Annotated in this window: 24 protein-coding genes; 11 read left to right on the top strand and 13 right to left on the bottom strand. The window is 70.0% G+C overall.

The window, feature by feature from the left end:
* Window positions 1–699, bottom strand: a 699-nt coding sequence (locus AN233_RS10500) for a M20/M25/M40 family metallo-hydrolase (RefSeq protein WP_125920018.1), incomplete at its 3' end; no start/stop codon positions are given.
* Between the two features lie 174 nt (window positions 700–873).
* Between AN233_RS10500 and dacZ the strand changes: the two genes are divergently transcribed.
* Together dacZ and AN233_RS10490 are read left to right on the top strand one after the other, a co-directional pair.
* Window positions 874–1683 carry a diadenylate cyclase DacZ gene (gene dacZ, locus AN233_RS10495; RefSeq protein WP_058366734.1) on the top strand — a complete coding sequence of 270 codons (810 nt, stop codon included), beginning with the start codon at window positions 874–876 and terminating at the stop codon, window positions 1681–1683.
* On the top strand, window positions 1683–2504 hold the full coding sequence (locus AN233_RS10490) for a mechanosensitive ion channel family protein (protein WP_080508431.1): 822 nt from the start codon (window positions 1683–1685) through the stop codon (window positions 2502–2504). The genes dacZ and AN233_RS10490 overlap by 1 nt, the downstream gene beginning before the upstream one ends.
* On the opposite strand, the gene AN233_RS10485 is transcribed toward AN233_RS10490, so the two are convergent.
* Window positions 2505–3101 (bottom strand): acyltransferase, encoded by a 597-nt coding sequence (locus AN233_RS10485; RefSeq protein WP_394326206.1) that lies wholly within the window; start codon window positions 3099–3101, stop codon window positions 2505–2507.
* A gap of 196 nt (window positions 3102–3297) precedes the next feature.
* The gene (gene purD / locus AN233_RS10480; RefSeq protein ID WP_058366733.1) at window positions 3298–4587 is read right to left on the bottom strand and encodes a phosphoribosylamine--glycine ligase; all 1290 of its coding nucleotides are present in this window, start codon (window positions 4585–4587) and stop codon (window positions 3298–3300) included.
* 159 nt (window positions 4588–4746) lie between these two features.
* On the opposite strand from purD, the gene AN233_RS10475 reads away from it, so the two are divergent.
* The 3 genes from AN233_RS10475 (at window position 4747) to AN233_RS10465 (ending at window position 9557) form a co-directional block, all read left to right on the top strand.
* Window positions 4747–6894: a thioredoxin domain-containing protein gene (locus tag AN233_RS10475; RefSeq protein WP_058366732.1), complete on the top strand. Its 2148-nt coding sequence runs from the start codon at window positions 4747–4749 to the stop codon at window positions 6892–6894.
* Window positions 6895–6986: 92 nt separating this feature from the next.
* Window positions 6987–8249, top strand: a complete 1263-nt coding sequence (locus AN233_RS10470; RefSeq protein WP_058366731.1) for an HAD family hydrolase — start codon at window positions 6987–6989, stop codon at window positions 8247–8249.
* A gap of 69 nt (window positions 8250–8318) precedes the next feature.
* Complete coding sequence (locus tag AN233_RS10465) at window positions 8319–9557, top strand: mandelate racemase/muconate lactonizing enzyme family protein (RefSeq protein WP_058366730.1); 1239 nt, start codon at window positions 8319–8321, stop codon at window positions 9555–9557.
* A 114-nt stretch (window positions 9558–9671) separates the two neighbouring features.
* Here AN233_RS10465 and AN233_RS10460 read toward each other — a convergent pair whose 3' ends face one another.
* Complete coding sequence (locus tag AN233_RS10460) at window positions 9672–10442, bottom strand: PHP domain-containing protein (RefSeq protein WP_058366729.1); 771 nt, start codon at window positions 10440–10442, stop codon at window positions 9672–9674.
* Window positions 10443–10581: 139 nt separating this feature from the next.
* Between AN233_RS10460 and AN233_RS10455 the strand changes: the two genes are divergently transcribed.
* Window positions 10582–11586 (top strand): acetamidase/formamidase family protein, encoded by a 1005-nt coding sequence (locus AN233_RS10455; RefSeq protein WP_058366728.1) that lies wholly within the window; start codon window positions 10582–10584, stop codon window positions 11584–11586.
* A gap of 57 nt (window positions 11587–11643) precedes the next feature.
* Here the strand turns inward: AN233_RS10455 and AN233_RS10450 are convergent, their stop codons facing one another.
* The gene (locus tag AN233_RS10450) at window positions 11644–12177 is read right to left on the bottom strand and encodes an MOSC domain-containing protein (RefSeq protein WP_080508430.1); all 534 of its coding nucleotides are present in this window, start codon (window positions 12175–12177) and stop codon (window positions 11644–11646) included.
* Window positions 12178–12306: 129 nt separating this feature from the next.
* On the opposite strand from AN233_RS10450, the gene AN233_RS10445 reads away from it, so the two are divergent.
* On the top strand, window positions 12307–13050 hold the full coding sequence (locus tag AN233_RS10445) for a ThuA domain-containing protein (protein ID WP_058366726.1): 744 nt from the start codon (window positions 12307–12309) through the stop codon (window positions 13048–13050).
* Window positions 13051–13309: 259 nt separating this feature from the next.
* Here AN233_RS10445 and AN233_RS10440 read toward each other — a convergent pair whose 3' ends face one another.
* The 5 genes from AN233_RS10440 to AN233_RS10420 all read right to left on the bottom strand — a co-directional run bounded on the left by AN233_RS10440 (window position 13310) and on the right by AN233_RS10420 (window position 17358).
* A complete protein-coding gene (locus AN233_RS10440) occupies window positions 13310–13819 on the bottom strand; it encodes a plastocyanin/azurin family copper-binding protein (RefSeq protein WP_058366725.1) in 510 nt (169 codons plus the stop codon).
* 114 nt (window positions 13820–13933) lie between these two features.
* Window positions 13934–14794 carry a hypothetical protein gene (locus AN233_RS10435; protein WP_058366724.1) on the bottom strand — a complete coding sequence of 287 codons (861 nt, stop codon included), beginning with the start codon at window positions 14792–14794 and terminating at the stop codon, window positions 13934–13936.
* A gap of 372 nt (window positions 14795–15166) precedes the next feature.
* Window positions 15167–15625: an aspartate carbamoyltransferase regulatory subunit gene (gene pyrI, locus AN233_RS10430; protein ID WP_058366723.1), complete on the bottom strand. Its 459-nt coding sequence runs from the start codon at window positions 15623–15625 to the stop codon at window positions 15167–15169.
* Window positions 15622–16548, bottom strand: coding sequence for an aspartate carbamoyltransferase (pyrB, locus tag AN233_RS10425; RefSeq protein ID WP_058366722.1), 927 nt, complete (start codon window positions 16546–16548; stop codon window positions 15622–15624). The genes pyrI and pyrB overlap by 4 nt, the downstream gene beginning before the upstream one ends.
* A gap of 144 nt (window positions 16549–16692) precedes the next feature.
* The gene (locus AN233_RS10420) at window positions 16693–17358 is read right to left on the bottom strand and encodes a hypothetical protein (RefSeq protein WP_058366721.1); all 666 of its coding nucleotides are present in this window, start codon (window positions 17356–17358) and stop codon (window positions 16693–16695) included.
* Window positions 17359–17412: 54 nt separating this feature from the next.
* Between AN233_RS10420 and AN233_RS10415 the strand changes: the two genes are divergently transcribed.
* The gene (locus AN233_RS10415; protein WP_058366720.1) at window positions 17413–18606 is read left to right on the top strand and encodes an MBL fold metallo-hydrolase; all 1194 of its coding nucleotides are present in this window, start codon (window positions 17413–17415) and stop codon (window positions 18604–18606) included.
* 27 nt (window positions 18607–18633) lie between these two features.
* On the opposite strand, the gene AN233_RS10410 is transcribed toward AN233_RS10415, so the two are convergent.
* Window positions 18634–18972: a 2Fe-2S iron-sulfur cluster-binding protein gene (locus tag AN233_RS10410; protein ID WP_058366719.1), complete on the bottom strand. Its 339-nt coding sequence runs from the start codon at window positions 18970–18972 to the stop codon at window positions 18634–18636.
* Between the two features lie 1225 nt (window positions 18973–20197).
* On the opposite strand from AN233_RS10410, the gene mvaD reads away from it, so the two are divergent.
* Window positions 20198–21190: a phosphomevalonate decarboxylase MvaD gene (mvaD, locus tag AN233_RS10405; protein WP_245626058.1), complete on the top strand. Its 993-nt coding sequence runs from the start codon at window positions 20198–20200 to the stop codon at window positions 21188–21190.
* 43 nt (window positions 21191–21233) lie between these two features.
* On the opposite strand, the gene AN233_RS10400 is transcribed toward mvaD, so the two are convergent.
* On the bottom strand, window positions 21234–22184 hold the full coding sequence (locus tag AN233_RS10400) for an alpha/beta hydrolase (RefSeq protein ID WP_058366717.1): 951 nt from the start codon (window positions 22182–22184) through the stop codon (window positions 21234–21236).
* Between the two features lie 50 nt (window positions 22185–22234).
* On the opposite strand from AN233_RS10400, the gene AN233_RS10395 reads away from it, so the two are divergent.
* On the top strand, window positions 22235–23584 hold the full coding sequence (locus tag AN233_RS10395) for a DEAD/DEAH box helicase family protein (protein ID WP_058366716.1): 1350 nt from the start codon (window positions 22235–22237) through the stop codon (window positions 23582–23584).
* Window positions 23585–23626: 42 nt separating this feature from the next.
* On the opposite strand, the gene AN233_RS10390 is transcribed toward AN233_RS10395, so the two are convergent.
* Complete coding sequence (locus AN233_RS10390; RefSeq protein WP_058366715.1) at window positions 23627–24040, bottom strand: hypothetical protein; 414 nt, start codon at window positions 24038–24040, stop codon at window positions 23627–23629.
* 156 nt (window positions 24041–24196) lie between these two features.
* On the opposite strand from AN233_RS10390, the gene AN233_RS10385 reads away from it, so the two are divergent.
* Window positions 24197–24926: DUF790 family protein (locus AN233_RS10385; RefSeq protein ID WP_125920017.1), on the top strand; the 730-nt coding region annotated here is incomplete at its 3' end.

The following is a 24926-nucleotide window of genomic DNA, read 5'->3' as shown; positions in this document are numbered from 1 at the left end:
CGCGTGGTTCGCCTCGCCGACGATGGTCGCCTCGCAGTGAGTGATTCCGGTGATCGTCGTCACCACGCCTGCGGCGGCGCCGGCCTCCTCCAGCGCGGTGTCCTGTTCGATGTGAAGCTCGTAGAACGCCTCCCAGCTCCGGGGGTCGAGGGTTCCCTCCCCGGCGTAGCCGATGCGTTCGAGCGCCTCCCCGAGCGTCTCGCCTGCGTCGTTCTCCAGCGCGAGCGCCTCCTCGGGCGTACGCTCGCCGACCGCCACCGAGGAGCCGAGGAGCCCGTCCGCGAACGTCTGGCCCTCCTCCTCGGTGAAGTTGACGACCAGCATCGGGCGGTCGGGCTCGACGCCGGCGTCCTGCATCGCGCGGACCGCCTCCAGGGCGGCGTAGGTCCCGAGCGGGCCGTCGAAGATGCCGCCCTCCGGGACCGAATCGAGGTGGCTCCCGGAGGCGACGGGCGCCGCGTCGGGGTCCGCGGAGGGAGGACACCACTCGCCCGCGACGTTTCCGACCGCGTCGACGCGCACGTCGAGGCCGGCGTCCTCCATGCGCTCGACGAGGCGGTCGCGGGCCCTCCGGTTCGCCTCGGTGCCTGTCCGGACGGTCCGGCCGCGCTTCTCGGAGTCGTCGTACTCGACGGCGCCGAACGCGCCGTTCGCCTCGATGTCGGCGCGGAGCCGGTCCGCGTCCACTGCGTCGTGCATACCCGCCGTTCGACCGGGACCGGCAAGGGCGTTGCCGTCGCGGCACGTCGGGAGAGGGCGCGGATCTGTCTCGGCTTCGGCCGGAGCCGGAGCGGGCCGGGCGCCGTTCGGCGTCTGACGAGCGCACGACGCCGACACAACTCCTTTAAGCGCAGCCGGTGACCGTTATCCATCATGTCGTCTCTCACCGACCTCCTCGACGATGTCGTCGACGACGTCGACGCGGTCTTCCTCTTCTCGCCGAGCGGCTCGTTTTACGAGCGGCTCGCCGACCTCGACGAGGAGGTGGTCGTCGTCGCCCCCGAGAACGCGGTCGATGCCGAGACGTACGTCGAGCTCCCGCTGGAGTTCGACAACGTCCGCGACCGGATCGAGTTCGCCATCGAGGGAGCGCTCGAACAGGACCTCGTCGAGGAGGGGGACGCCGTCGTCTGCTCCGTCTCCGTCTTCGACGGCGACCCCGATTCCGTCATTCGCGTCCGCGCGACCGACAGCCACGAGTCCGGCATCTACGACCTGTTCGTCAACTCCCGGGCCGACCCGGGGGTCATCCGCGACGTGTTCGAGGTCGCGGTCGAACTCGGCAAGAAGGGACAGAAGGGCAAGCCCGTCGGTGCGCTGTTCGTCGTCGGCGACGCCGGCAAGGTGATGAACAAATCCCGGCCGCTCTCGTACAACCCGTTCGAGAAGTCCCACGTCCACGTCGGCGACCCCATCGTGAACGTGATGCTGAAGGAGTTCTCGCGGCTCGACGGCGCGTTCGTCGTCTCCGACTCCGGGAAGCTGGTCTCCGCGTACCGGTACCTCGAGCCGGCCGCGGAGGGCGTTGACATCCCGAAGGGGCTCGGCGCGCGCCACATGGCCGCGGGCGCGATCACCCGCGACACGAACGCGACCGCCATCGTCCTCTCGGAGTCCGACGGGCTGGTCCGGGCGTTCAAGGGCGGACGACTGATCCTGGAGATCGATCCGGAGGAGTACTGATGATCAACGCGGCGTCCGTGTCGGTCGCGGTCGGACGGCTCGGCCAGATCCCGGGGGCCGACCTGTACGACGTACTGCCGCCGCACGTGTGGCTGGCGCTGTTCGTCCTCGCGGTCGGTCTCGTTTTGAGCTATCTCGTCCAAGTGATCAACCGCCGGCTGCTCGTCCGCGCCGGGATCCCGGACGCGATCGAGGGGACCGCCTTCGAGCGAACCGCTCACGAGTTCGGCACCTCGACGGTGACGATCATCGCCAAGCTCTCCGGCTACTTCGTCCTCGGAATCACGGTGATCGTCGCGCTCACGGTCGCGGAGATCCGGTACGTGGAGTTCTTCTGGTCCGGCGTGGCCACGTTCATTCCCCGCCTGTTCGTGGCGGCGCTTGTCCTCATCGTCGGCGTCGTCGTCGGGGACAAGGTGGATCTGTGGGTCGCCGAGCGACTCCGAAGCGTCAAGCTCCCGGAGACCGGATTCCTCCCGACCGCCGCGAAGTACAGCATCGTCTACGTCGCGACCCTGATCGCGTTGAGCCAGATCGGCGTCGCAACGCTCGCGCTCGTCGTGCTTCTGGCGGCCTACGCGTTCGCCGTCGTCGTCCTCACCGCGCTCGCGACGAAGGACCTTCTCGCCTCGGCGGCCTCCGGCATCTTCCTCCTGCTCACGCAGCCGTACGGGATCGGCGACGAGGTGAAGGTCGGCGGCCGCCGCGGCATCGTGCAGGAGGTGGACCTGTTCGTCACCCACATCGAAACCGACGGCGAGGAGCACATCGTTCCGAACCACACCGTCTTCCGCGACGGCATCGTTCGGATCCGGAACTGATCACTCCCCCGGCGAGTCGTCGCTCGCGTCCGCGCCGCCGTCGGGCGCCGCGGTCGAGACGACTTCGGCCGGGACCCCGGCGACCGTCGTACCCGGCGGCACGTCCGACGCGACCAGCGAGTTCGCGGCCACCTGCGCGCCCTCGCCGACCGTCACGCCCGGCAGCACCACGGCGCCGGCGCCGACCATCGCGCGGTCCTCCAGCACCACGTCGCCGAGTCGGTACTCGTCCTGCAGGAACTCGTGGCACAGCAGCGTCGCGTCGTAGCCGATTATCGCGTCGTCGCCGACGGTGATCCGCTCGGGCCAGAACACGTCCGGCGTCGACTCCAACCCCCACGCGACGCCCTCGCCGACGGTGACGCCGATGGCGCTCAGCAGACGATTCTTGAGCCGGAGGCTCGGACAGATCCGGGCGAGAACGATGACCACGTAGTTCCGCATCACGACGAGCGGCGACTTCGCGGTCGGCCACGACCACAGCGAATTCCGCGGCCCGGGCGTTCCGTGTCTGTCGAGCCGGTCGCGCCGCTGCTCGTCGCTCCCCCCGCCGTCGATATCCTCGGCGTCGTCGGCCGCGTTGTCCGCGTCGCTCACGCGCCACCATTCGCGGGACGGCGCTAAAAGGCTCACGAGGGTTCAAAAGGGATGCCGCGCCACTCGCCCCGTGACCTGAGTCACGTCCGCGGCGGTCGAGACGGATGCGCGACGCGCCGCCGCGATCGAGGGGTGCCGCCCGGACGGTCCCACGCGTCGCCTGTTCGCCCTTTCCTCGCTGCGGACAGCGACAGCTTCACTCCCCGCCGCGGATCTCGGCCATGTGTTCGACTCGCCGGTCGAGCAGCTCCGGCTTGCCGATGTCGTGGCGGATCCGGACCCGGTCGCCGGCGACCGAGAGCGCCGCCTCCGCGTCGGCCTCGGCCGCGGCGATGGAGTCGCCCAGCCCGACGACCGCGAACGCCCGCGAGGTCGTCGTGTACAGGCCGTCCTCGCGGGCGTCGACGCTGGCGTAGAACAGCAGCGCGTCGCCCGCGCTCTCCTCGTCCACCTCGATGCGCGCGCCGGCGTCGGGGTCCGTCGGGTAGCCGTCGGGCACCGCGTACTTGCAGACGGTCGCCTCGCCGGAGAAGGTCAGCTCCGGGAGCGACTCGCCCGAGCGCGCGGCCGTGAGCACGTCGAGGAACGGCGTCTCCAGCACCGGCAGCGTGTTCATGGCCTCGGGGTCGCCGAAGCGCGCGTTGAACTCCACGACCTTCGGTCCCTCGTCGGTCAGCATGAACTGGCCGTAGAGGACGCCCTTGTAGTCGGGCAGCGCGTCGACGACCGCCTCGATCACCTCGGCGGCGGCGTCGTAGTCGGCCGGCTCCATGAACGGCAGATGCATCGTCGTGTCCGAGTACGACCCCATGCCGCCGGTGTTCGGCCCCTCGTCGCCCTCGTAGGCGCGCTTGTGGTCCTGCACCGCGGGCGTCGTCCGCACCTCGCCGTTCGCGACGAACGCCTGTACGGTGAACTCCTCGCCGACCAGCCGCTCCTCCAACACCACGCGGTCGTAGTCGGACTCGCGGAGGTACGCCTTCGCCTCGGCGGCGGTCACCTGGTCGCCGATCACCTTCACGCCCTTGCCGCCGGTGAGGCCCGCCGGTTTGACCGCGAGGTCGCCGTCGTAGGCGTCGATGTAGTCGCAGGCGGCCGCCATGTCGTCGAACGTCTCGAAGTCCGGGCAGCCGGGGATCCCCTCCTCGGCCATGAACCGCCGCTGATAGGCCTTGTCCGTCTCGATGCGGGCCTCGGCCTCGCGCGGGCCGAAGGTGTACACGCCGGCGTCGTCGAGCGCGTCCGCGACGCCCGCCGCCAGCGCGGACTCCGGGCCGACGACCGCCAGGTCCGCCGACACCGACTCCGCGAACGCGACGATCCCGTCGGCGTCCGTCTCCTCGATCGTCTCGAACGATGCAGCCAGCTTCGCGATCCCCGGGTTCACGTTGCTCGCGCAGGCGCACAGCTCGCAGTCGTCCGCCAGCGCGCGGGCGATCGCGTGCTCGCGGCCGCCGCCGCCGACCAACAGGACGGTCTCGGTCATGGTCGGGACGTTTGCACACGGGAGTGTAAACGTTACTCTTGAAACGGGCGAATATGCGCACGTTCTTGGGCATCATCCGCCACGGCGGTCGGCCCGTCACGGCCGGCACCCTCGGCACGGAGGGGCGCTTTTTCGTACGTGGCCCGCCAACCGCCGGCCATGAGCGACCCCACGGACCGCAATCGGCTCGACGAGGAGGCCAGCCCCTACCTCCGACAGCATGCCGACAACCCGGTCCACTGGCAGCCGTGGGACGACGCCGCGTTCGCGGCCGCCCGCGAGCGCGACGTGCCCGTGTTCGTCTCCATCGGCTACTCCGCGTGTCACTGGTGTCACGTCATGGAGGAGGAGAGCTTTCAAGACGAGGACGTCGCGGACACTCTCAACGAGGAATTCGTCCCGATCAAGGTCGACCGCGAGGAGCGGCCGGATGTCGACAGCGTCTACATGAGCGTCTGCCAACTCGTCTCCGGCGGCGGGGGGTGGCCTCTCTCGGCGTGGTGTACGCCGGAGGGGAAGCCCTTCTACGTCGGGACCTACTTCCCGCCGGAGCCGCGGCGCAACCAGCCTGGGTTCAAACAGCTGTGCGAGGACGTCGCCGCGTCGTGGAACGACCCCGAGCAGCGCGCCGAGATGGAGAACCGCGCCGAACAGTGGACGGCCGCGGCCAAGGACGAGCTGGAGTCGGTCCCGGACCAGCCCGGCGAGTCGCCCGGGACGGACGCGCTCGGGGAGGCGGCAGCGTCCGCGATCCGGAGCTACGACGAGCAGTACGGCGGCTTCGGGGCCGACGGCCCGAAGTTCCCGCAGCCGAGCCGCGTCGAAGTGCTGCTGCGGTCGGCGACCGCGTCGAGCGGGGGCGACGCGGCGCTCGGCGCGGCGACCGGCACGCTCGACGCGATGGCCTCCGGCGGGCTCTACGACCACGTCGGCGGCGGGTTCCACCGCTACTGCACCGACCGTGGGTGGACGGTCCCCCACTTCGAAAAAATGCTCTACGACAACGCGGAGCTTGCACGTGTCTACCTCGACGCCCACCGGATCACCGGCGACCCGTCCTACGCTCGCGTCGCACAGGAGACGTTCGCGTTCGTCGAGCGCGAGATGACCAACGCCGAGGGCGGCTTCGTCAGTACGCTCGACGCGCGGAGCCTCCCACCCGAATCGCGCCGGACCGACTCCGGCGGGGAACCCGAGCCGGTGGAGGGCGCCTTCTACGTCTGGACGCCCGAGGAGGTGCGGGCGGTCCTCGACGAGCCGGACGCGTCGATCATCTGTGACCGATACGGCATCGAGTCGGGCGGTAATTTCGAGCGCGGGACGACCGTCCTCACGGTCTCGGCGTCGATCGCTGACCTCGCCGACGAGTACGATCTCGACGAGGCGTCCGTCCGGGAGCGGCTGATGGACGCCTGCGCCGCGCTGTTCGACGCGCGCGAGAAGCGTCCGAAGCCGGCCCGCGACGAGAAGGTGCTGGCGGGGTGGAACGGTCGGATGATCTCCGCGCTGGCCGCGGGAGCGACGGTGCTCGACGGTCCGGCCGCCGACCTCGGCGGCGAGGCGCTCGCGTTCGTTCGCGACCGGCTCTGGGACGCCGACGCGGGACGGCTCGACCGCCGGTGGCTCGACGGCGACGTGGCCGGTCCCGGTTACCTCGAGGACTACGCGTTCCTCGCGCGCGGCGCGTTCGACCATTACGGCGCCACCGGCGACGTGGACGCGCTGGGATTCGCGCTGGACCTGGCCGACGAGATCGTGACGCGCTTCCACGACGCGGACGCGGGGGCGCTCTACTTCACGCCGTCGGACGGCGAGGAGTTGCTCGCGCGACCGCAGGAGCTCGCCGACGGTCCGACGCCGTCGAGTGTCGGAGTCGCGGTCGGTCTCCTCCTCGACCTCGACGGCTTCACCGTCGACCGCGACTACCGCGGCGTCGCGGAGGCGGTGCTCGACACGCACGCCGACCGGATCCGGTCGAACCCGCTCCAGCACGCCACGCTGGCGATGGCGGCGGACACCGCCGAGACCGGCGGGATCGAGGTGACGATCGCGGCCGACGAACTCCCCGAGGACTGGCGGACGGTGCTCGCGGGGCGGTACCTCCCCGGGGCGGTGGTCGCGCGGCGCCCGCCCACCGAGGCCGGGCTGGAGGAGTGGCTCGACCGGCTCGGGCTTCCGGAGGCGCCGCCAGTGTGGGCCGACCGCGACGCGATCGACGGGCGCCCGACAGCGTACGTCTGTCGGGGGTTCACCTGCTCGCCGCCACGGACCGAGCTCCGCGAGGCGCTCGACTGGCTCTCCGAGTAGTCGTGTCGGGCGGCTACGGGAGGGTGGGGCGCCGCGGCGGCGAGTTCTGCACACCCCGGGTCGTTTTTACCCTCGGGCCGCACCTATCGGCTATGGAGCGGTACGACCTTCTCTATCGGCTTTACGACGACTTCGACACGGAGACGCTCCGCGAGTACCAGTTCTTCGTCGACCTGTTCCCGCCGGTCGACTCGCGCGTCGCGCTCGAGCACTGGGAGGAGGCGAGCGACGAACTGGAGGGTCGGAAGGCAGAGATCAGGAACGCGCTCCCGCGCGGAGCGACGTTCGCGGACGTGGCCGCCTACGCCGACCGCGAGGCCGCCTTCACGGCGCTCGACCTGTTGAACAGACACGGCCGCGCGGTGAACGCGCTCGTGCTGGACGTGGACGAGACGCTCCGGTCGGCGGGCGGGACGGACAACGAGATCCCCCGCGAGACGCTTCACCTGTTGACGGAGTTCCACGAGCGCGGCGTCCCCATCGTCATCTGCACCGGACAGACGCTGGAGAACGTCAAGGGGTTCATGATCCAGGGACTCGGCAACGAGTTGGTCCACTCCGGCACCTTCTCGATCGTCTACGAGTCGGGCAACGGCGTCTTCACTCCCGGGCAGGGCTCGCGGACGAAGCAGTTGCTCTACGAGGAGCTGGACGAGGAGGTGCGCTCCGTCTTCGACGAGATCCGCGCCCGCGTGCTCCCGGAGGCACCGGAGGACGTGCGCCACGGCTGTCACCTGCAGGGCAACGAGTTCAACGTCACCCTCAAGCCGAACTTCGAGACGGGGAGCCCGGACGCCGAGCGCGTCATCGACGCCGGGATGGTCCACCTGATCGACCTGCTCGGCGAGGCGGTCGTGGACGCGCTCGGTGGCGCCCCCGCGGAGGACGCCACCGCGGCGACCGGCAGCGCCTGGGCGCGGGCGCACTACGCCGATTCGGACCCCGAGATCCGCGAGGTGCTGGAGGAGGAGGGCGCCGCCGCGGATGTGGCGCCGGCCGACGTGCCCGCGAGCGTCCGCGAGCTGTTCGAGCGCATCGACATCGGCTACTACCACGCCGACGCCGCGGAGATTACGTCGCTGGAGCTCAACAAGGTGGCCGGCGTCGAGGCCGCGCTGGACGTGCTGGGCGTCGACGACCCCTTCGTGCTCGTGATGGGCGACAGCAAGTCCGACCTGCGCGTGATGCGGTGGGCGGCGGAGAACGACGCCGGCATCGCGGCCGCGCCCGACCACGCCTCTCGGGACACGCTCTCGCACGTCCTGGAGACCGACGAGTTGGTGTTCGACCGCGGCCAGTCCGCACAGATGCTTCGAACCGTCTACGTGCTCAACCTGCTGGCGCGGCTGGACTGACCGGGGCGGAGTGGACGGGAACTGCACCGACTCCAAAGATTTACCCTGTAGCGAGTAAAGGACACAGTCATGAGCCGAAACTACGAGTCGCTTCACGACCCGAACGCGGAGTACACGATGCGGGAACTCTCCGCCGACACGATGGGCACGACCGGCTCGCGCGGCGGCGGGCGCGACGTGGAGATCACGGACGTACAGACCACGATGGTCGACGGGAACTTCCCGTGGACGCTCGTCCGCGTGTACACGGACGCGGGCGTCGTCGGCACGGGCGAGGCCTACTGGGGCGCGGGCGTCCCCGAACTGATCGAGCGCATGAAGCCGTTCGTCGTGGGCGAGAACCCGCTGGACATCGACCGCCTCTACGAGCACCTCATCCAGAAGATGTCCGGCGAGGGCTCCGTCGAGGGCGTCACCGTCACCGCCATCTCCGGCATCGAGATCGCGCTCCACGACCTGGCGGGCAAGATCCTCGACGTGCCGGCCTACCAGCTGCTCGGCGGCAAGTACCGCGATAAGGTCCGCGTCTACTGCGACTGCCACACCGAGGAGGAGGCCGACCCCGAAGCCTGCGCCGACGAGGCCGAGCGCGTGGTCGAAGAGCTCGGCTACGACGCGCTGAAGTTCGACCTCGACGTGCCCTCCGGCTTCGAGAAGGACCGCGCGAACCGCCATCTCCGCCCCGGCGAGATCCGCCACAAGGCGGAGATCGTCGAGAAGGTCACCGAGCGCGTCAAGGACCGCGCGGACGTGGCGTTCGACTGCCACTGGACGTTCTCCGGCGGCTCCGCGAAGCGGCTCGCCGCGGAGCTGGAGGAGTACGACGTGTGGTGGCTCGAGGACCCCGTCCCGCCGGAGAACCTCGAGGTGCAGGAGGAGGTCACGAAGTCCACGACCACCCCCATCACCGTCGGCGAGAACCGCTACCGCGTCACCGAGGAGCGCCGCCTGATCGAGAACCAGGCCGTCGACATCATCGCGCCCGACCTCCCGAAGGTCGGCGGCATGCGCGAGACTCGCAAGATCGCGGACGTCGCCAACCAGTACTACGTCCCGGTCGCGATGCACAACGTCTCGTCGCCGGTCGCAACGATGGCCTCCGCGCAGGTCGGCGCCGCCATCCCGAACAGCCTCGCGGTCGAGTACCACAGCTACGAGCTCGGCTGGTGGGAGGACCTGGTCGAGGAGGACGTCATCGAGAACGGCTACATCGAGATTCCCGAGAAGCCGGGCCTCGGCCTGACGCTCGACCTCGACGCCGTCGAGGAGCACATGGTCGAGGGCGAGACGCTGTTCGACGAAGCCTGACTTCGTCGAGCCAGCGAACCGCGTTCGCGCTGTTCGACGAGGCGTAGCCCTCGTCGTTCTGTCGGCCGTTTTCTGTCAGCCGTTTTCTGTCGGCGGTTTCTCACCCCGAGTTCGCTACTCCGCGATCCAGACCGGGTCCAGTCCCCGCTCGTCGAGTTCCCGTTCGATCCCCTCGACCCGCGGTGCGATAACGTCGGGCTCGTGGCTGTCGGTCCCGACGGTCACCTCGACGCCGCGCTCGGCGAGCGTGTCGAGGAAGGCGGGCGCGGGGTGGAACTCGCCGTAGCCGTCGAGCAGGCGGCCGGCGTTGATCTCGGGGACGGTCCGGGACGAGGCGAAGGCGTCCGCGACGCGCGCGTAGTGCTCATCGGTCGCGAAGCCGCGGAGGTGGGGGTTGCGCTCGATCAGGTCGGGGTGGGCGGCGACCGCGAACAGCTCCGAGTCGGCCAGCGCGACCAGTTTCTCGAAGTAGCGGTCGACCAGCTCGCGCCGCTCGGCCTCGGGCTTGTCCGCGAAATGAGGTCTGATGTGGACGTTCGTCCCGTCGAGGTCGTGGACGCTCCCGACCGAGTAGTCGAACGCCGCCTCGTCGAGGAACTCGCCGATCGCGTCCTCGTGGGCGGGGTGGTAGTCCATCTCGACGGCGTCGAACACCGCGATGTCCGTTCGTTCGCGGGCGTCCGCGATGGCCTCTCGCCGGCGCTCGTAGGTCAGATCGAGGTTGAACCCGAACGCGCGGCGGTGGCGCTCGGCGTCCGCGTCGGGGAACACGTTGCAGTGGTCGGCGATGCCGACGCCGTCGAGGCCCGCGTCGTCGGCCGCGTTCACCATCCACCGGAGGAACTCCCCGTCCGAGTAGTTCGTGTGGACGTGGTAGTCGTACACGGTCCCTCCTGTGAGTGCGGGGGTCTCGTAGCTTTCGGACGCGTGTGGATCATTGCCGCACGACGCTCCCCCGACTGGATCCGGTCGGGCCGACCGCGAACTACGCATTTATGCCGCTCGCCGGCAACCTTGTTCACGTATGTCACACCACGAGTGCGGTCACGGGGACGGTCACGACGAGCCGGCGCGCGACTACGAGGTCGACCATCACCTCTCGGACGCGGAGCGCAACATCCACCGGGCGTGGGACAACTCGCTGGACCCGGTTCTCACCGTCGAGCCGGGCGAGGTGGTCCGGTTCGAGTGTCGCGACGCGGTCGACAGACAGCTCGACCTGCAGTCGACGGACGAGGACTTCGCGAACGTGAGCTTCGACCCGGTCCACCCCCTCACGGGACCGGTCGCGGTCGAGGGCGCCGAGCCGGGGGACGTGCTCGAAGTCGAACTGCTGGACCTCCAGCACAAGGGCTGGGGGTACACGGGGTTCATGCCGGGCGAGATGGGGCTCGGCCTGCTCCCCGAGGACTTCCCGGACGCGAAGGTCCACGTCTGGGACCTGCAGGGCGACACGGGGTCGTTCGTCAACGGCATCGAGGTCGAGCTCGACCCCTTCCCGGGCGTCATCGGCGTTGCCCCGGGCGCGGACGGCGAACACGACACCCTCCCGCCGTACGACACGGGCGGGAACATGGACGTGAAGCACATGACCGCGGGTTCGACGGTGTACCTCCCTGTCGAGACGGAGGGCGCGCTGTTCTCGACGGGCGACTGTCACGCGGCACAGGGCGACGGCGAGGTGTGCGTCACCGGCATCGAGGCCCCGATGTTCGTCACGGCGCGCTTCAACGTCCGAAAGGACATGGAGATCGAGCAGCCGCAGCTCCGGACCTCCGGCCCGTTCACCCCGACCGGGCGCGACGAGCCGATGTACGCCACGACGGGCATCAGCGACGACCTGATGGACGCGACGAAGAGGGCGGTCAGACACATGATCGACCACCTCGAGGCCGAGCGCGACCTGACGCGCGGCGAGGCGTACATCCTCTGCTCGGCCGCCGTCGACCTCAAGGTGAGCGAGGTCGTCGACGCGCCAAACTGGACCGTCACGGCGTACGTCCCCGACAGCATCTTCCCGGACGAATAAGGCGAGGTCGTCTCAACGACCGTCTCGTCCCCGATTTCTCGTCCCGATCGCCGCCCGTTACTCCTCCGCGTCCCCGCCAAGTCGTTCCGCGATGGCGGCACCCGCGGTTCTCGGATCCGACTCCCTGATCCGGACCGCGTCCCCGACCGCGACTACGCCCGGCTCGAGCACCTCCACGCAGAGCCCGCCCCGCTCCGAGAGCGCGCTCGCGAGCCCCTCCTCGCCGGCCAGCTTCTCGAGATGCGCGCAGGGCGGTCGGCGCTCCGTGGGCCTGACCACCGCGTCGCCCACCTCAACGGTCGCCTCCAGCAGGTCCTCGAGTCCCTCGCCGAACCCCTCGACGACGACGTTCCTGCGGTGGCGGCCGTCGGTCACGTCGATGCCGGTCTCTGCTTGGACCGCCGCGAGCGCCTCGGCCGCCACCAGCGTGACGGCGCAGTCGTCGAGCTGGAAGGTCCCCTCTCCCGCGTGGTAGCGGTCGTCGACCACGCCGCCGGCCTCGATCTCGACGCGGTCGCGGCGCTCGGGCGGCGCGCCGCTCTCCGGGGCCGTGACGAGGCCGGTCACATGACCAAGTTTCGGGTTATCCATACCGCGACCTCGTCGGCTCGGGACATAAGACCGCCGCCGCGTCGAGGCTCGGCGAGCCTCCGAGGCACCTCCTCGCGGGACTCCTGTCGCGATGGCAGGCTACTTGAGGGACGACGCAAAGCGTTCACTATGGTCCGAGTAACTGTCTGGAACGAGTATCGCCACGAACGCGAGAGCGAGACCGTCGCCGAGGTGTACCCCGACGGGATCCACACCGTCATCGCCGAGTTCCTCGAGGCGGCCGGCCACGACGTCGAGACCGCGACGCTGGACGAGGGGCCGGAGCACGGCCTGACCGAGGAGGTCCTCGCGGAGACGGACGTGCTGACGTGGTGGGGCCACGCCGCCCACGACGAGGTCTCGGACGCGGTCGTCGAGCGAGTACAGGAGCGCGTGCTGGAGGGAATGGGCCTGATCGTGCTTCACTCGGGCCACTACTCGAAGATCTTCAAGGCGCTGATGGGGACGACCTGTTCGCTGAAGTGGCGCGAAGCGGCCGAGACGGAGCGGCTCTGGACCGTCGAGCCGGGTCACCCCATCGCCGACGGGATCGGCGAGTACATCGAGCTTCCCGAAACGGAGATGTACGGCGAGCGGTTCGACATCCCGGCCCCCGACACGCTCGTGTTCAACTCCTGGTTCGAGGGCGGCGAGGTGTTCCGCTCGGGGTGCTGTTACCGCCGCGGCAACGGCAAGGTGTTCTACTTCCGTCCGGGCCACGAGACCTACCCGATCTACCGGAACGGCGACGTTCAGCAGGTGCTGATAAATGCCGTCGACTGGGCCGCGCCGGGAGACGGGCCGACGCCCGACTTCGGCAACGCGGACCCCGTCGAGGACATCGACACCGACGACGAACGCACCGTTCACTGAGGAACGGCGGCGGTTGCGCTCGCGGTGTGGTGCTTCTGAAAAACGCGTGGCGGTCGCTCGCGAGTGTTGAGCGACCGCCGCTACGGTGACGGGCGTTGAAAGGTGACCGCCTCGCGGGAACCGCGAGACCGTCAGTGTACCCGACACCGGCGGCCGGTCGAATAGTGGTCCGCCGCGGTCGGGGATAAACCCTCGCTTCCGGCGGCGCCGCGTCGCGTCCCGCCGTGTCCCGCCGTGTCCCGCCGCGCCGCGTTCCGGATCAGTCGCCGTCGCCGACCACGACGCGACCGGTCATCCCCGCGAACTCGTGGGGTTCACAGACGTAGTCGTACGCGCCGGCCACCTCGAAGGTGTGTCGGTGTTGATACCCCGCGTCCTGTACCTCGGAAACGCCGGCCCAGGCGGCGTCATCCGGCTGGTTCGTGACCGCGATGTTGTGCCCGCTGCCGCGCCAGACGAACGCGACCGTGGTTCCGGACGCGACCCGCAACTCCGCCGGATCGAACGCGAGTGATCCGTCCGGCGCCACGAGGACGGTTTCGTCGGCGTCCGCGGCGGTCGCTCCCGTGGTCTCGGTCGGCGTCGGTTCGGTCGTTGACGGTTCCGCGTCGCCGGTGACCGTCCCGTCCGCGTCGGACCCGCCGTCCGTGTCACCGCCGTCGTCGTTGGTCGCCGTCCCGTCGTCGCTCGGGGTGCCGAGACACCCACCGACCGATGTCGTGCACGCGACCGCGGCCGCGATGAGCACGCCCCTCCTGTCCGATTCCATACTCGATCCGAGCCACGGTCGGCCAATGAGTGTTTGCCGAACTCTCTCCCAAATTCGGTCCGCTCGGTCCGCTCAGTCCACCGACACACTCCGGGGAGGCGGCCGGGTTCGGGCTCACTCCGGCCGGTGGACCTCGCCTTCGCGGTCGTCGGCGTCCTTTCGCCGGAGCGCCGCGGCCGCGTTGCTGGCGTCGTAGCCGAACAGCACGTCCTTCGCGTACGTCTCGACGACCTCAGTCGCGTGGACGAGGTCGTCCACGTCGACGTTCACGGCGTACAACTCGACCGAGAAGGGCGTCTCCGGCGGGGCGCCGTGGAGGTCGTAGTCGCCCCCGAGACGCGACCGGAAGCCGCGTGCGATGGTCTCGACCCAGTAGGTCGTCGCGTACTCGGTGTCGTACAGCGGGACGACGAACTCGTCAACGTGCTCGGCGAGCGCGTCGACGTCGAGGCCCGCCCGCTCGCGGAGGTGGCCCGGGTAAGGGTCGGGGTAGAGCGTCAGGAACGTCCGCCCGGGGATCCGGTCGCTGGCCTCCGCGACGAAGTCCGTGATGACCGCGGCGCGCCAGTCGCTCCAGTCGTCGTGGTCGCTCTCGGCGAACAGGCGCTCGCAGCGGTCGCAGCGACAGAACCCCTCGCGGGGAAACCCCACGTCGTCGAGGCGTACGTCGCCGTTCTCGGCCGCGCAGTCCTCGATTATCTCGAACAGGCCCTCGCGGTACTCCGGGTGGGTCGGACAGACGTACGCCCAGTCGAAGTACTCGCGGTCGCGGGTGGCGGGCTCGCCGCGGTCGTCGACCGGAACCAGCTCTGGGTTCTCGCTCGCGGCCGCGTTGTCCCCGAAACAGGAGACCATGTTGACCGCGTTCGGAAGCGGCGCCGACGCGCGGCCGGTCACGTCCTTCACCTCGTAGAACCCCACGTCGAACTCGCCGCCCTCGACCTCCTCGGCGTTCCGCGTGACGACCCCGTACATGGACGCCGCTAGCGGGCGACGGCGCTTAAAAGGGGTGTTCGCGGTCGCGACGAACGGACCGGACGCGACCGGCGGGAGGGCTATTCGACCTCGACCGGCTCCTTGTCGCCGGCGGTGAGGAAGTACGCGAGCGTGACAAACGCCAGCACGATGAGCAGCTTCGCCTTCGTGGACATGGACGACGATTCCGCCCCGACGGGCTAAAAACTACCGGGGAGCGGAGACGCAGAAGTAGACCTGCGTGTGAATGGTGGGACGTTGAATGGCGAGAGTCACCGGCCTATTGCTGGTGACTGATTGCCGGGAGTCCACATCAAAGCCCCACCCTCAAGGACCGAGGTGCGTAGCGCCGAGGGAGTAGGGTGGGGTAGTTTACACGTCGATGTAGTCGGCCAGATCCTCGCGGAGGATCTCGTCGCAGTAGCCGCACCGGACGCCGTCGGGAACGACCGCGAACCGCGACTCGACCGGCTCGTCGGCGTTCGTGATGCAGTTCCGGTTCGGACACGAGAGCACGCCGGAGACCTCTTCCGGGCGTTCGACACGGTTCTTCTCGACCACCTCGAACTCGCGGACGATGTTGATCGTCGCCTCGGGCGCGATCAGCGAGAGCACGTCCACCTCCGACTGGCTCAGCTCGCGGTCCTCGACCTTCACGATGTCCTTGCGGCCGAGCCGGTCCGAGGGGACGTTCATCCCGATGGAGACGCCGAACCCCTCCGAGCCGTCGATCCCGAGGATCGCCAGCACGTTGAGCGCCTGGCCGCCGTTCACGTGGTCGATAACCGTCCCGTTCCGGATCTTCGAGACGCGGAGCTCGTGCTCGCTCATTCCTCGTCACCTCCCGCGCGCGAGAGCAGTTCGTCCAGCAGCGCCATCCGCACCGGCACGCCGTTGTGCGCCTGCTCGAAGTAGCGCGCGTGGTCCGTCTCGTCCACGTCGGGCGCGATCTCGTCCACGCGCGGCAGGGGGTGCATCACGGTCAGGTCGTCGTCGGCCGCCTCGAGCGTCTCGGCGTCGATCCGGTACTGGCCCGCGACCTTCCGGTACTCGTTCTCGTCCGGGAACCGCTCGCGCTGGATGCGGGTGACGTAGAGCACGTCGAGTTCCGGGAGTACGGCCTCCAGCTCGGTGTGTTCGCGGACCTGCGCGCCGGCCTCGTGGAGGTCGAACCGGACCGACCGCGGGAGCTTCAGTGACTCCGGACTGATGAAGTGCTGGCGCGCGTCGAACTCCGTCAGCGCGGTCGCCAGCGAGTGGACCGTCCGCCCGTACTTCAGGTCGCCCATGATCCCGACCGTCAGGTCGTCCAGCCCGTGGTTCTCGCGGATCGTGTGGAGGTCCAGCAGGGTCTGGGAGGGGTGTTGCCCGGCGCCGTCGCCCGCGTTGATCACCGGCACGTCGACGAACTCGGAGGCGAGCGTCGCGGCGCCCTCGCTGGGGTGACGGAGGACGATGGCGTCCGCGTAGCCCTCGATGACCCGGACGGTGTCCGCGAGGCTCTCGCCCTTCTTGACCGAGGAGGACTCCACGGAGCCCATGTCGATCGTCTCGGCGCCGAGCCGCTTGGCGGCGGACTCGAAGCTCATCTTCGTGCGCGTGCTGGGCTCGAAGAAGCAGAGCGCGAGCACCGCCCCGTCGTGGCTGTCCCGGAGCGCGCCGGGGTCGGCCGCGACCTCGCGCGCCCGGTCGAGGGTCGCCTCCACGTCCTCCCGCGAGAGCTGCGTCGCGGAGATGAGGTGGTCCTGTCGCATTACCAGAGTCGGGTGGTCGCAAGGACTTGAATCCCTCGGGTGCCGCCTTCCTGCGGTTTACACAGGAACGTGAATCTCGACGCGGACGGCGCTACGAATATCGAAACACGGTGCCGATCCCCGGAGCGCGTGGCCCCCGGATCCTCAACAGATCGGTTTGGGGTCCATCCCCATGCCGGAGAGCGCGGTCTCGTAGTCCTCGTAGGCGGCCTCGACCGTCTCCGCCGCGGCCGCCCGGGCGCGCTCCGCGGCGTCCTCGTCGTCGCACAGGTCCGCGAGCAGGTCGAGCCCGGTTTCGAGACACTCCTCCACGTCGGTCTTCAAGTCCCGGAACAGGTCCGCGCGCGCCGCGTCCGCCTCGTTGACGAAGAAGCTCACCAACTGCGTATGAGTTCGGAGGCTCACCAGCGGTCGCCCGACCATCCCGGCTGCGACGCGCTCGACCGTCCCCTCCCGGTCCCGAAGCGACGAGTGCATCGCGCTCCGCGTCGGCTCCGCGGCCGCGTCCGACGCCTCGCCGTTCTCGGCGTCCTCCGCCGCCGGCGACGCCTCCCGCACGCGTTCCAGGTGGTCGGCTTCCCGCTCCGCGACCGCCGCGAACGCCTCGCGCGCCTCTTCGTTCGGCTCGTCGTCGGCCCACGCCTCGAAGAGGTCCCTCGCGGAGGCCTCGGCGTCGGCCGCGGCCGACAACACCGACGCCTCGTCGAGCTGCGCGCCCGTCAGTGCGAGCAGGAGCTTGTTCGAACCGAGCCTGTCGAGTTCGGTCCGCGCGTCGGTCTCGACCGCCTCCCGAAACGCTTCGGTGTCCATACCGCTCCCTCCCTCGCCGTCGGCTTCAAAACTGTGCCCGCCGTACGGTCGTGTATGAGCGACGTTCCCGCGACCGACCCGGCGGACCTCGCCGAATCGCTCGCGTCGGGCGAGCGGGTCGGCGTCCTCGACGTGCGCGACCGCGATGAGTACGAGGCGTGGCGGATCGACGGGCCGGGCGTCGAGAGCGCCCAGGTGCCCCACGTCCGTTTCCTCGAAGCGAGCGTCAGCGGGGACCCCGGCGACCTCGTCGCGGACCTCCCGGAGCCGCTGGTGGTCGTCTGCGGCCGCGGCGAGGCGAGCGCCGAGGTCGCGGGGCTGCTCCGCGAGGCGGGCGTCGACGCCGCGAACCTCGCGGGCGGGATGGAGGCGTGGGCGCGCGTCTACCGCGCGCGACCGGTCGTGGAGGAGGGCGGCACGACGGACGGAGGGACGACGGACGACGTGACCGTCCTCCAGTACGACCGCCCGGCCTCGGGCTGTCTGGCGTACCTCGTCGTCGCGGGCGCGGAGGCCGCCGTGATCGATCCCCTCCGCGCCTTCGCGGATCGGTACGCGGCCGACGCGGAGGACCGGGACGCGAACCTCGCGGCCGCCCTCGACACCCACGTCCACGCCGACCACGTGAGCGGAGTTCGGGGCGTAGCCGAGGCCACGGGCGCGAGGACAGTCCTCCCCGAGGGCGCTCGCGACCGCGGGCTAGCGTTCGACGCCGAGCTCGTCGCGGACGGCGAGACGGTCGCGGTCGGCGACGCCTCGCTGGAGGCGATTCACGTCCCGGGCCACACCTCCGAGATGACGGCGTTCCGGCTCTCGACCGCCGGGCGGGACCTGCTGTTCGCGGGGGACCTGGCGTTCCAGCGGAGCGTCGCGCGGCCGGACCTGGAGGCCGGCGACGAGGGAGCCCGCGACCTCGCGCGGGGGCTCCACCGGAGCCTGACGGAGACCCTGTTCGCGCTCGCCGACGAGACGCTCGTGCTCCCGGCTCATCGGGACCCGGCATCGACACCGGAGGAAGAAGGGCCCGAGGGGGCGGTGTTCGGCGCGACCGTCGGGACGCTCCGGGAGCGGCTGACCATGGAGGACGACCCGGAGGCGTTCGCGGAGCGGGTCGCGAGCGACCTCCCGCCGCGGCCGGCCAACTACGAGGCCATCGTCGCGACGAACCTCGGCCAGGAGGCGATGGACGACGATCGGGCCTTCGAGGCGGAACTCGGGCCGAACAACTGCGCGGTCGACGCGGACTGAGAAGGAGTTCTGGAGAGTATCGGACGGTCAGTCGTCGTCGGCCGCGGCGCCCGCGGCGTCACCGTCGGCGGCCGCCGCGTCCTCGATGCTGGGTGGGTACTTCCCGCGGTCGAGCTTCAGGTCGGACTGCGGCCGCGCCATGCAGGTGAGCGCGTAGTTCTCGGCTTCCTCGTCGGTGAGCCCGCGGGCGGCCGGCTGAGTCACCTCGCCCTCCACGATCTCCGCCGAGCAGGCCAGACACATGCCGACGCGGCAGGAGTACTCCTGGGCGATCCCCTCCTCGATGCAGGGCTTGAGGATCGTCTCCGTGTCGGCCACCTCGATGGTCTCGCCGGTGCCGACGAACTCCACGGTGTACTCGGTCATGACTCGCGGATTCGCGGGTTCGCGCCAAAACTCTTGCCATGGTTCGTGTCCCCGACCGACCGACGGGATGGAGATGACGGAGTTTTCTGTGAATGTGGTGCTGTGTATCTGCACAGATCGCTATACGCGGATTTCCGTTTCACAAAGCGTTCTGCTGGGTTTGCTGTGAACACCCTGAAAGCCCTCGGCCGCTCGCCATACGTTGGTGTTTGCATGATCAAGCGTTCTGCTGCGCTTGTTGCCAACACCCTGAAAGCCCTCGACCGCTCGCCATACGTTGGTGTTTGCGTGATCAAGCGTTCTGCTGCGCTTGTTGCCAACACCCTGAAAGCCCTCGACCGGTCGCGGCTTCTCAGCGGGATATCCGCTCTCTCCGCAAAGCCCGCGCGGATAGGGCCCGTCTGAGAAGCCGCGACCGGCCTCGCCCTTTCAGTCCGCCAGGGTGGGGATTGTGGAGTTAGTCGTTAGAGCCTGCTGCTCGGTGAGTCTCTTCTTCGGCTGTCGAGGTGAGCGTGGCCTCACGCCTCCCCAGCCTCAGCCGACCGCGGCCGGAGCAACGCGGAGGCCGCGGTCGGGTTCCACCGGAAATCGGAGATTTCCGAGCAGCCAGCGTGCAGTAGCGCGCTGGCGACCTCGCGCGCGCCAGACGTGGGACAGCCGGCGGGGCGGCGCACCGGGCTCGGGACTCTTAGGTTGCACTCACGGCGGGAGTTCTGCGGGATCCGCGAAAAACGTTCACCCGCCGGCGGTGCGGTCGCGGTGGCGTGCTGTCGGCGCGCGCCGCGGCGACCGCTTCGCGTGTCGCTGCGACCGCGCGAGGGAGGTGGCCGCGTGGCCGCATGTGGTGCGGTTTCGCGGCCACGCGGCCGCCGAGGCTGGGGAGGTGTGAGGCTGCTGGACGGTGCTGTGCGGGGTGGGGCTGAAAGGGGCAGCCGGCTCGATCCGGCCCCGACGCCGTAAGCACCGCAGCGAGCGGTGCGGGGAGCGAGGAGCGCAGCGAGGCGCGGCCGGTCGAGCCGGCTGGGGCTTTCTGGACATTGCTGTCCAGATCAGCAGGACCGAGAGAAAAATCGAAGCATCAGCTCACGTGGCGGAGATCCCCTCTAGGGACTTTTTGAGTGCTTCTGACTCGATCAGCAGGATCGCCACCTTCGACCACCACGCATCGATCGTCGAGGTTCCGCAACGACTAATCCCCCGCCGACCGCCTGTCGGGGTAATGAGCATGAAGGCCACCGCGCGAGCCCACCCGATCCAGGGGCTCGTCAAGTACCACGGGATGCGCGACGAGGACCTGCGACTCCCGTACCACGACAGCATCAGCCTCTGTACCGCCCCCACCGCGACCACCACGACCGTCGAGTGGCAGCCGGACGCGGCCGAGGACACGTTCGTCGTCGGCGGCGAGGAACTGGAGGACCGCGAGGCCGAGCGCGTGGAGATCGTCACGGACTACGTCCGGGAGCTGGCGGGGTTCGACCACCGCGTGCGCTTCGAGAGCGAGAACTCCTTCCCCTCGAACATCGGCTTCGGCTCCTCCTCGTCCGGCTTCGCGGCCGCGGCGATGGCGCTCGTGGAGGCGGCGGGCCTCGACATGACGCGCCCGGAGATCTCGACGGTCGCGCGGCGTGGCTCCTCCTCGGCGGCGCGGGCGGTGACGGGCGCGTACTCGGTCCTCGAGAGCGGCTACAACGACGAGGACTGCCGCGCGCGGCGGCTCGACGTGGGTGAGAGCGCGGACGGCTTCGACCCCGAGGAAGACCTCCGCATCGTCGCGGCGCACGTCCCGGCCTACAAGGAGACGGAGGAGGCGCACCGCGAGGCGGCCGCGAGCCACATGTTCGACGCGCGGCTCGCGCACGTCCACGAGCAGCTCGACAAGATGACCGACGCGCTGCGCGAGGGCACCTTCGACTCCATCTTCGAGATCGCGGAGCACGACTCGCTGTCGCTGACCGCCACGACGATGACCGGCCCCTCGGCGTGGGTCTACTGGCAGCCGGAGACCATCGCGGTGTTCAACGCGGTGCGCGAACTCCGCGAGGAGGGCGTTCCCGTCTACTTCTCGACGGACACCGGCGCCTCCGTCTACGTCAACACGAAGGCGGGCTACGCCGACGAGGTCGAGAAGCGGATCGCCGAGATCGGCATCGACACCGACGTGTGGGAGGTCGGCGGCCCCGCGCGCGTCCTCGGCGCGTCCGAGGCGCTGTTCTGAGGGCGTTCTGAAGCCGTTTCGAGCGCGTTTCTGAAGCCGCGACTCAGAGCCGATCCCGGACGTCCGCGGCGAGGTCGACCATCGCCTCCTCCGCGGTGTCGACGCGGTCGGTCAGACTCAGAAAGCCGTGCGCCATCGCCGGGTAGTGACGGTGCTCGACGGACACGCCGGCATCGGAGAGCCGCTCGGCGTAGCGCGTCCCGTCCTCGCGGAGCGGGTCGAAGCCGGCGGTCACGACGGTCGCGGGCGGCAGGCTGGATAAGTCGTCCGCGCGCAACGGCGAGACGAAGGGGTTCGCGGCGTCGACCGGGCTCCGGAGGTACCGATCGATGAACCACTGCATGTCCGCCCGCGTCAGCAGGGGGCCGTCGGCGTTCTCGCGGTAAGAGGAACTGTCCGTGCGTGCGTCGGTGATCGGGTAGATCAGGAACTGCCCCGCGATGTCGGGGCCGTCGAACTCGCGGGCGTGCAGACATGCGACCGCGGCGAGATTTCCGCCGGCCGAGGTGCCGGCGACGCCGAGGCGGTCGGGGTCCGCGCCGAAGGCCCCGGCGTTCTCGGCGACCCACTCCACGGCCGCGGCGGCCTCGTCGGCCGCGACCGGGAAGGGGTGTTCGGGTGCGAGCCGGTAGTCGACCGAGACGACGACCGCGTCCGCGCGGTCGGCGAGGCGGCGACAGACGCCGTCGATGGAGTCGAGCGTCCCGAGCGTCCAGCCGCCGCCGTGGAAGTAGACGAGCGTGCGGGCGGGCTGGCCGTCGGTGTGGGCGCCCTCCAGCTCCGGTCGGTAGACACGAACCGGGACCTCCCCGTGCGGCCCGTCGAAGGCCAGGTTGCGGACGAGGGCCATCGCCGGCGCGTCACCGCCCGAGAACACCTCGTCCTCGACGCGGCGCGCGGCGTCGACCGACAGCTCGTGCCACTCGGGGACGCCCTCGGCCTCGATATCCGCGATCACCGTCGCCAGTTGCGGGTCGAGCGAGTCTGCGCGCATGTGGCCATCGAGACGGTGATTCTTTAAAAGTGGGTCGCCCACCTCCGACGATGACGGTCCGGCTCACCTACGAGGACGGCACGGTGCGCGTCGACGCCGACACGGTCGACGAGCCGCTGCCGCCGCTGCCGGGCGTCGAGGAGGACCCCCGAACCGGTGACCGGCGCGCGCCCGCGTACCGGTACGCCGCCGTCTCGAAGGCGCTCGAGGTGGCGGGGCTCACGGTCGACGACCGCGTACTCGACCTCCCCGAGCTGGACCTCTCGACTGGCTACGACCTGCGGGAGTACCAGCGCGAGGCGCTCGCGGCGTGGCGCGACGCGGGCGACCGCGGCGTCCTCGAACTGCCGACCGGCGCCGGAAAGACGGTGATCGCCATCGCCGCGATGGTCGAACTCGGCGTTCCGACGCTGGTCGTCGTCCCCACGGTGGACCTGCTGGACCAGTGGCAGCGGGAACTGGAAGCGGAGTTCGACGTGCCGGTCGGCCGGTTCGGCGGCGGCGAACAGCGCCGCGAGCAGATCACGGTCTCGACGTACGACTCGGCGTACCTCAAGGCGGAGGACGTGGGCGACGCGTTCGGGTTCGTCGTCTTCGACGAGGTACACCACCTCGGCGGGGAGGGGTTCCGCGACGCCGCCCGCCTGCTCGCGGCGCCCGCACGGCTCGGCCTGACCGCGACGTTCGAGCGCCCCGACGGCGCCCACGAAACCGTCGCCGAACTGGTCGGCGACCGCGTGTACGCGCTCGACGTGGACGATCTCGCCGGCGAGCATCTCGCGCCCTACGACGTGCGTCGGATCGAGGTCGAGTTGACTCCCGCGGAGCGCGAACGCTACGAGGAGAAACAGGGGACCTTCGTCGACTACGTCCGCGAGGCGGGGATCACGTTCACGAGCGGGAGCGACTACCGCGAACTGGTGATGCGCTCGGGCAACGACCCCCGCGCCCGCGAGGCGCTGCTCGCCAAGCAGGACGCCCGCGAGATCATGATGAACGCGGAGCACAAGCTCCGCGAACTGGCGGACATCCTCGAGGAACACGCCGACGACCGCGTCATCGTCTTCACCGCCCACACCGACCTTGTCTACCGGCTCTCGGACCGCTTCCTGATCCCGGCGATCACGAGCGAGACGGGCGCCGCGGAGCGACGGGAGGTCCTGGAACGGTTCCGGGACGGCACCTACTCGCGGATCGTGGCCGCGAACGTCCTCGACGAGGGCGTCGACGTGCCGGACGCCAACGTCGCGGTCGTCCTCTCCGGCTCCGGGAGCGAGCGCGAGTTCACCCAGCGGCTCGGCCGGATCCTCCGCCCGAAGGAGGACGGCGGCCGCGCGACCCTGTACGAACTGGTCAGCGCCGAGACCGCGGAGGAGCGGGTCGCTCAGCGTCGGCGGTGAGGTCGCTCCGGTGGAGAAGTAAGGTCGGGGCCGGCAGAGCGATCAGGACTCCACCTCGGCGAACGCGCTCCCGTTTCTGTCGAACGTCTCGTAGTCGACCGGCACGGACAGTTCGATCGTCTCGGAGCCGCCGGCCGCGACGGTCACGGCCGCGGTCTCCTCGTAGTCCTCGTCCGGGACGCTGACGCTGACGACGACCGTCCCCGAGCGCTCGTTGGTCGCGTCGTTGGCGACCGCCACCGTCACGAGGAGTTCGCCGTCGCCGTCCTCCGAGAAGGCGAAGTCGCTCACGTGGAGTCCGGGGTCGTCCCCGTCGGGCTCCGAGGGGTCGTCCGACCGCGCGTCTTCCTCGCCCGGGGGGTTTCTGGGCCCCGACGGAGCGACCTCGGAGACGCAGCCCGACAGAAGGACCGCACCGATCCCGAGGCCGCCCGCTATCGCATCCCGACGTCGCATGCCTTCATCGTTTCCGTGCGCGACCATAGGCGTTGTCCTGCCGGTCGAGACGGCGTTGTCCTGTCGCCTCCCGGCACCCGCGGCCACGGCAGCGTCCGCCCCGGCGACCGCCCCGCATCCCGGCGCCTTTTATCCGACGGCCGCGAACGACGGACGATGCTGCGAAAGGACCTCCTGCGCGTCTCGCGGTCCGGGGGCAGGTATCGCCCCGAGTTCGTCGGTCGCGAAGCCCGGCCGCTCGCGGCGCGCGTGCTCGGAACGTTCTCGGAGGCGGTCGGCGAGACGCGGGCCGAACTCGACGACCGCCTCGACGCGCTGGAGGCCGACGCCGAGGACTTCAAGCTCGTCCGCGGGCTCGCGTCGCTGGCCGAGCGGGACGCCGCCTTCGAGACGCGCGCGCCCGTCCCGCCCGAGCGCGCTCGGCGCGTCGCGTTCGAGGCGGCCGAGGCGGTCGGCGTCGTCGCCGAGTCGGACCGCGAGACTGCGGTGGGTCGGGCGGCCGACCGGCTCGGCGTCGATCCGGACGCGGTCGAGGCAGCGCTGTACGCCGACCGGGACGTCAACGAGGTGCTCACCGGGTTCGATCCGCGATGGGACCCCGACGGCCTGATCGAGCAGTACAACCTCTCGCTCGCGCAGACGGCGCTGTTCGACGCGACCGAGGTCCGCGTCCGGTCGGCCGACCCGAAGGCGCTCGTCTCCGCGGTCAAGCGGCTCCGGCTGATGTACGAAATCCGGAAGACCGACGCCGGCCGGGAAGTCGTCGTGACCGGCCCGGACGCGCTGTTCCGCCGGACCCGGCGGTACGGAACTGCGTTCGCCCGGCTGCTCAGAACCGTCGCCGCGGCTCCCGAGTGGCACCTCGAAGCGACCATCGACGACCGCG

It is taken from the genome of Haloparvum sedimenti, assembly GCF_001462205.1.
Taxonomy (GTDB): Archaea; Halobacteriota; Halobacteria; order Halobacteriales; family Haloferacaceae; genus Haloparvum; species Haloparvum sedimenti.
This window is presented reverse-complemented; position numbering and strand designations above follow the sequence as displayed.

Bases quoted from the DNA above. Each gene is read 5' to 3' on its own strand.
- dacZ (WP_058366734.1), top strand. From the start codon at position 874: ATGTCGTCTCTCACCGACCTCCTCGACGATGTCGTCGACGACGTCGAC.
- AN233_RS10490 (WP_080508431.1), top strand. From the start codon at position 1,683: ATGATCAACGCGGCGTCCGTGTCGGTCGCGGTCGGACGGCTCGGCCAG.
- purD (WP_058366733.1), bottom strand. From the start codon at position 4,587: ATGACCGAGACCGTCCTGTTGGTCGGCGGCGGCGGCCGCGAGCACGCG.
- AN233_RS10475 (WP_058366732.1), top strand. From the start codon at position 4,747: ATGAGCGACCCCACGGACCGCAATCGGCTCGACGAGGAGGCCAGCCCC.
- AN233_RS10470 (WP_058366731.1), top strand. From the start codon at position 6,987: ATGGAGCGGTACGACCTTCTCTATCGGCTTTACGACGACTTCGACACG.
- AN233_RS10465 (WP_058366730.1), top strand. From the start codon at position 8,319: ATGAGCCGAAACTACGAGTCGCTTCACGACCCGAACGCGGAGTACACG.
- AN233_RS10455 (WP_058366728.1), top strand. From the start codon at position 10,582: ATGTCACACCACGAGTGCGGTCACGGGGACGGTCACGACGAGCCGGCG.
- AN233_RS10450 (WP_080508430.1), bottom strand. From the start codon at position 12,177: ATGGATAACCCGAAACTTGGTCATGTGACCGGCCTCGTCACGGCCCCG.
- AN233_RS10445 (WP_058366726.1), top strand. From the start codon at position 12,307: ATGGTCCGAGTAACTGTCTGGAACGAGTATCGCCACGAACGCGAGAGC.
- AN233_RS10440 (WP_058366725.1), bottom strand. From the start codon at position 13,819: ATGGAATCGGACAGGAGGGGCGTGCTCATCGCGGCCGCGGTCGCGTGC.
- AN233_RS10435 (WP_058366724.1), bottom strand. From the start codon at position 14,794: ATGTACGGGGTCGTCACGCGGAACGCCGAGGAGGTCGAGGGCGGCGAG.
- pyrI (WP_058366723.1), bottom strand. From the start codon at position 15,625: ATGAGCGAGCACGAGCTCCGCGTCTCGAAGATCCGGAACGGGACGGTT.
- pyrB (WP_058366722.1), bottom strand. From the start codon at position 16,548: ATGCGACAGGACCACCTCATCTCCGCGACGCAGCTCTCGCGGGAGGAC.
- AN233_RS10420 (WP_058366721.1), bottom strand. From the start codon at position 17,358: ATGGACACCGAAGCGTTTCGGGAGGCGGTCGAGACCGACGCGCGGACC.
- AN233_RS10415 (WP_058366720.1), top strand. From the start codon at position 17,413: ATGAGCGACGTTCCCGCGACCGACCCGGCGGACCTCGCCGAATCGCTC.
- AN233_RS10410 (WP_058366719.1), bottom strand. From the start codon at position 18,972: ATGACCGAGTACACCGTGGAGTTCGTCGGCACCGGCGAGACCATCGAG.
- mvaD (WP_245626058.1), top strand. From the start codon at position 20,198: ATGAAGGCCACCGCGCGAGCCCACCCGATCCAGGGGCTCGTCAAGTAC.
- AN233_RS10400 (WP_058366717.1), bottom strand. From the start codon at position 22,184: ATGCGCGCAGACTCGCTCGACCCGCAACTGGCGACGGTGATCGCGGAT.
- AN233_RS10395 (WP_058366716.1), top strand. From the start codon at position 22,235: ATGACGGTCCGGCTCACCTACGAGGACGGCACGGTGCGCGTCGACGCC.
- AN233_RS10390 (WP_058366715.1), bottom strand. From the start codon at position 24,040: ATGCGACGTCGGGATGCGATAGCGGGCGGCCTCGGGATCGGTGCGGTC.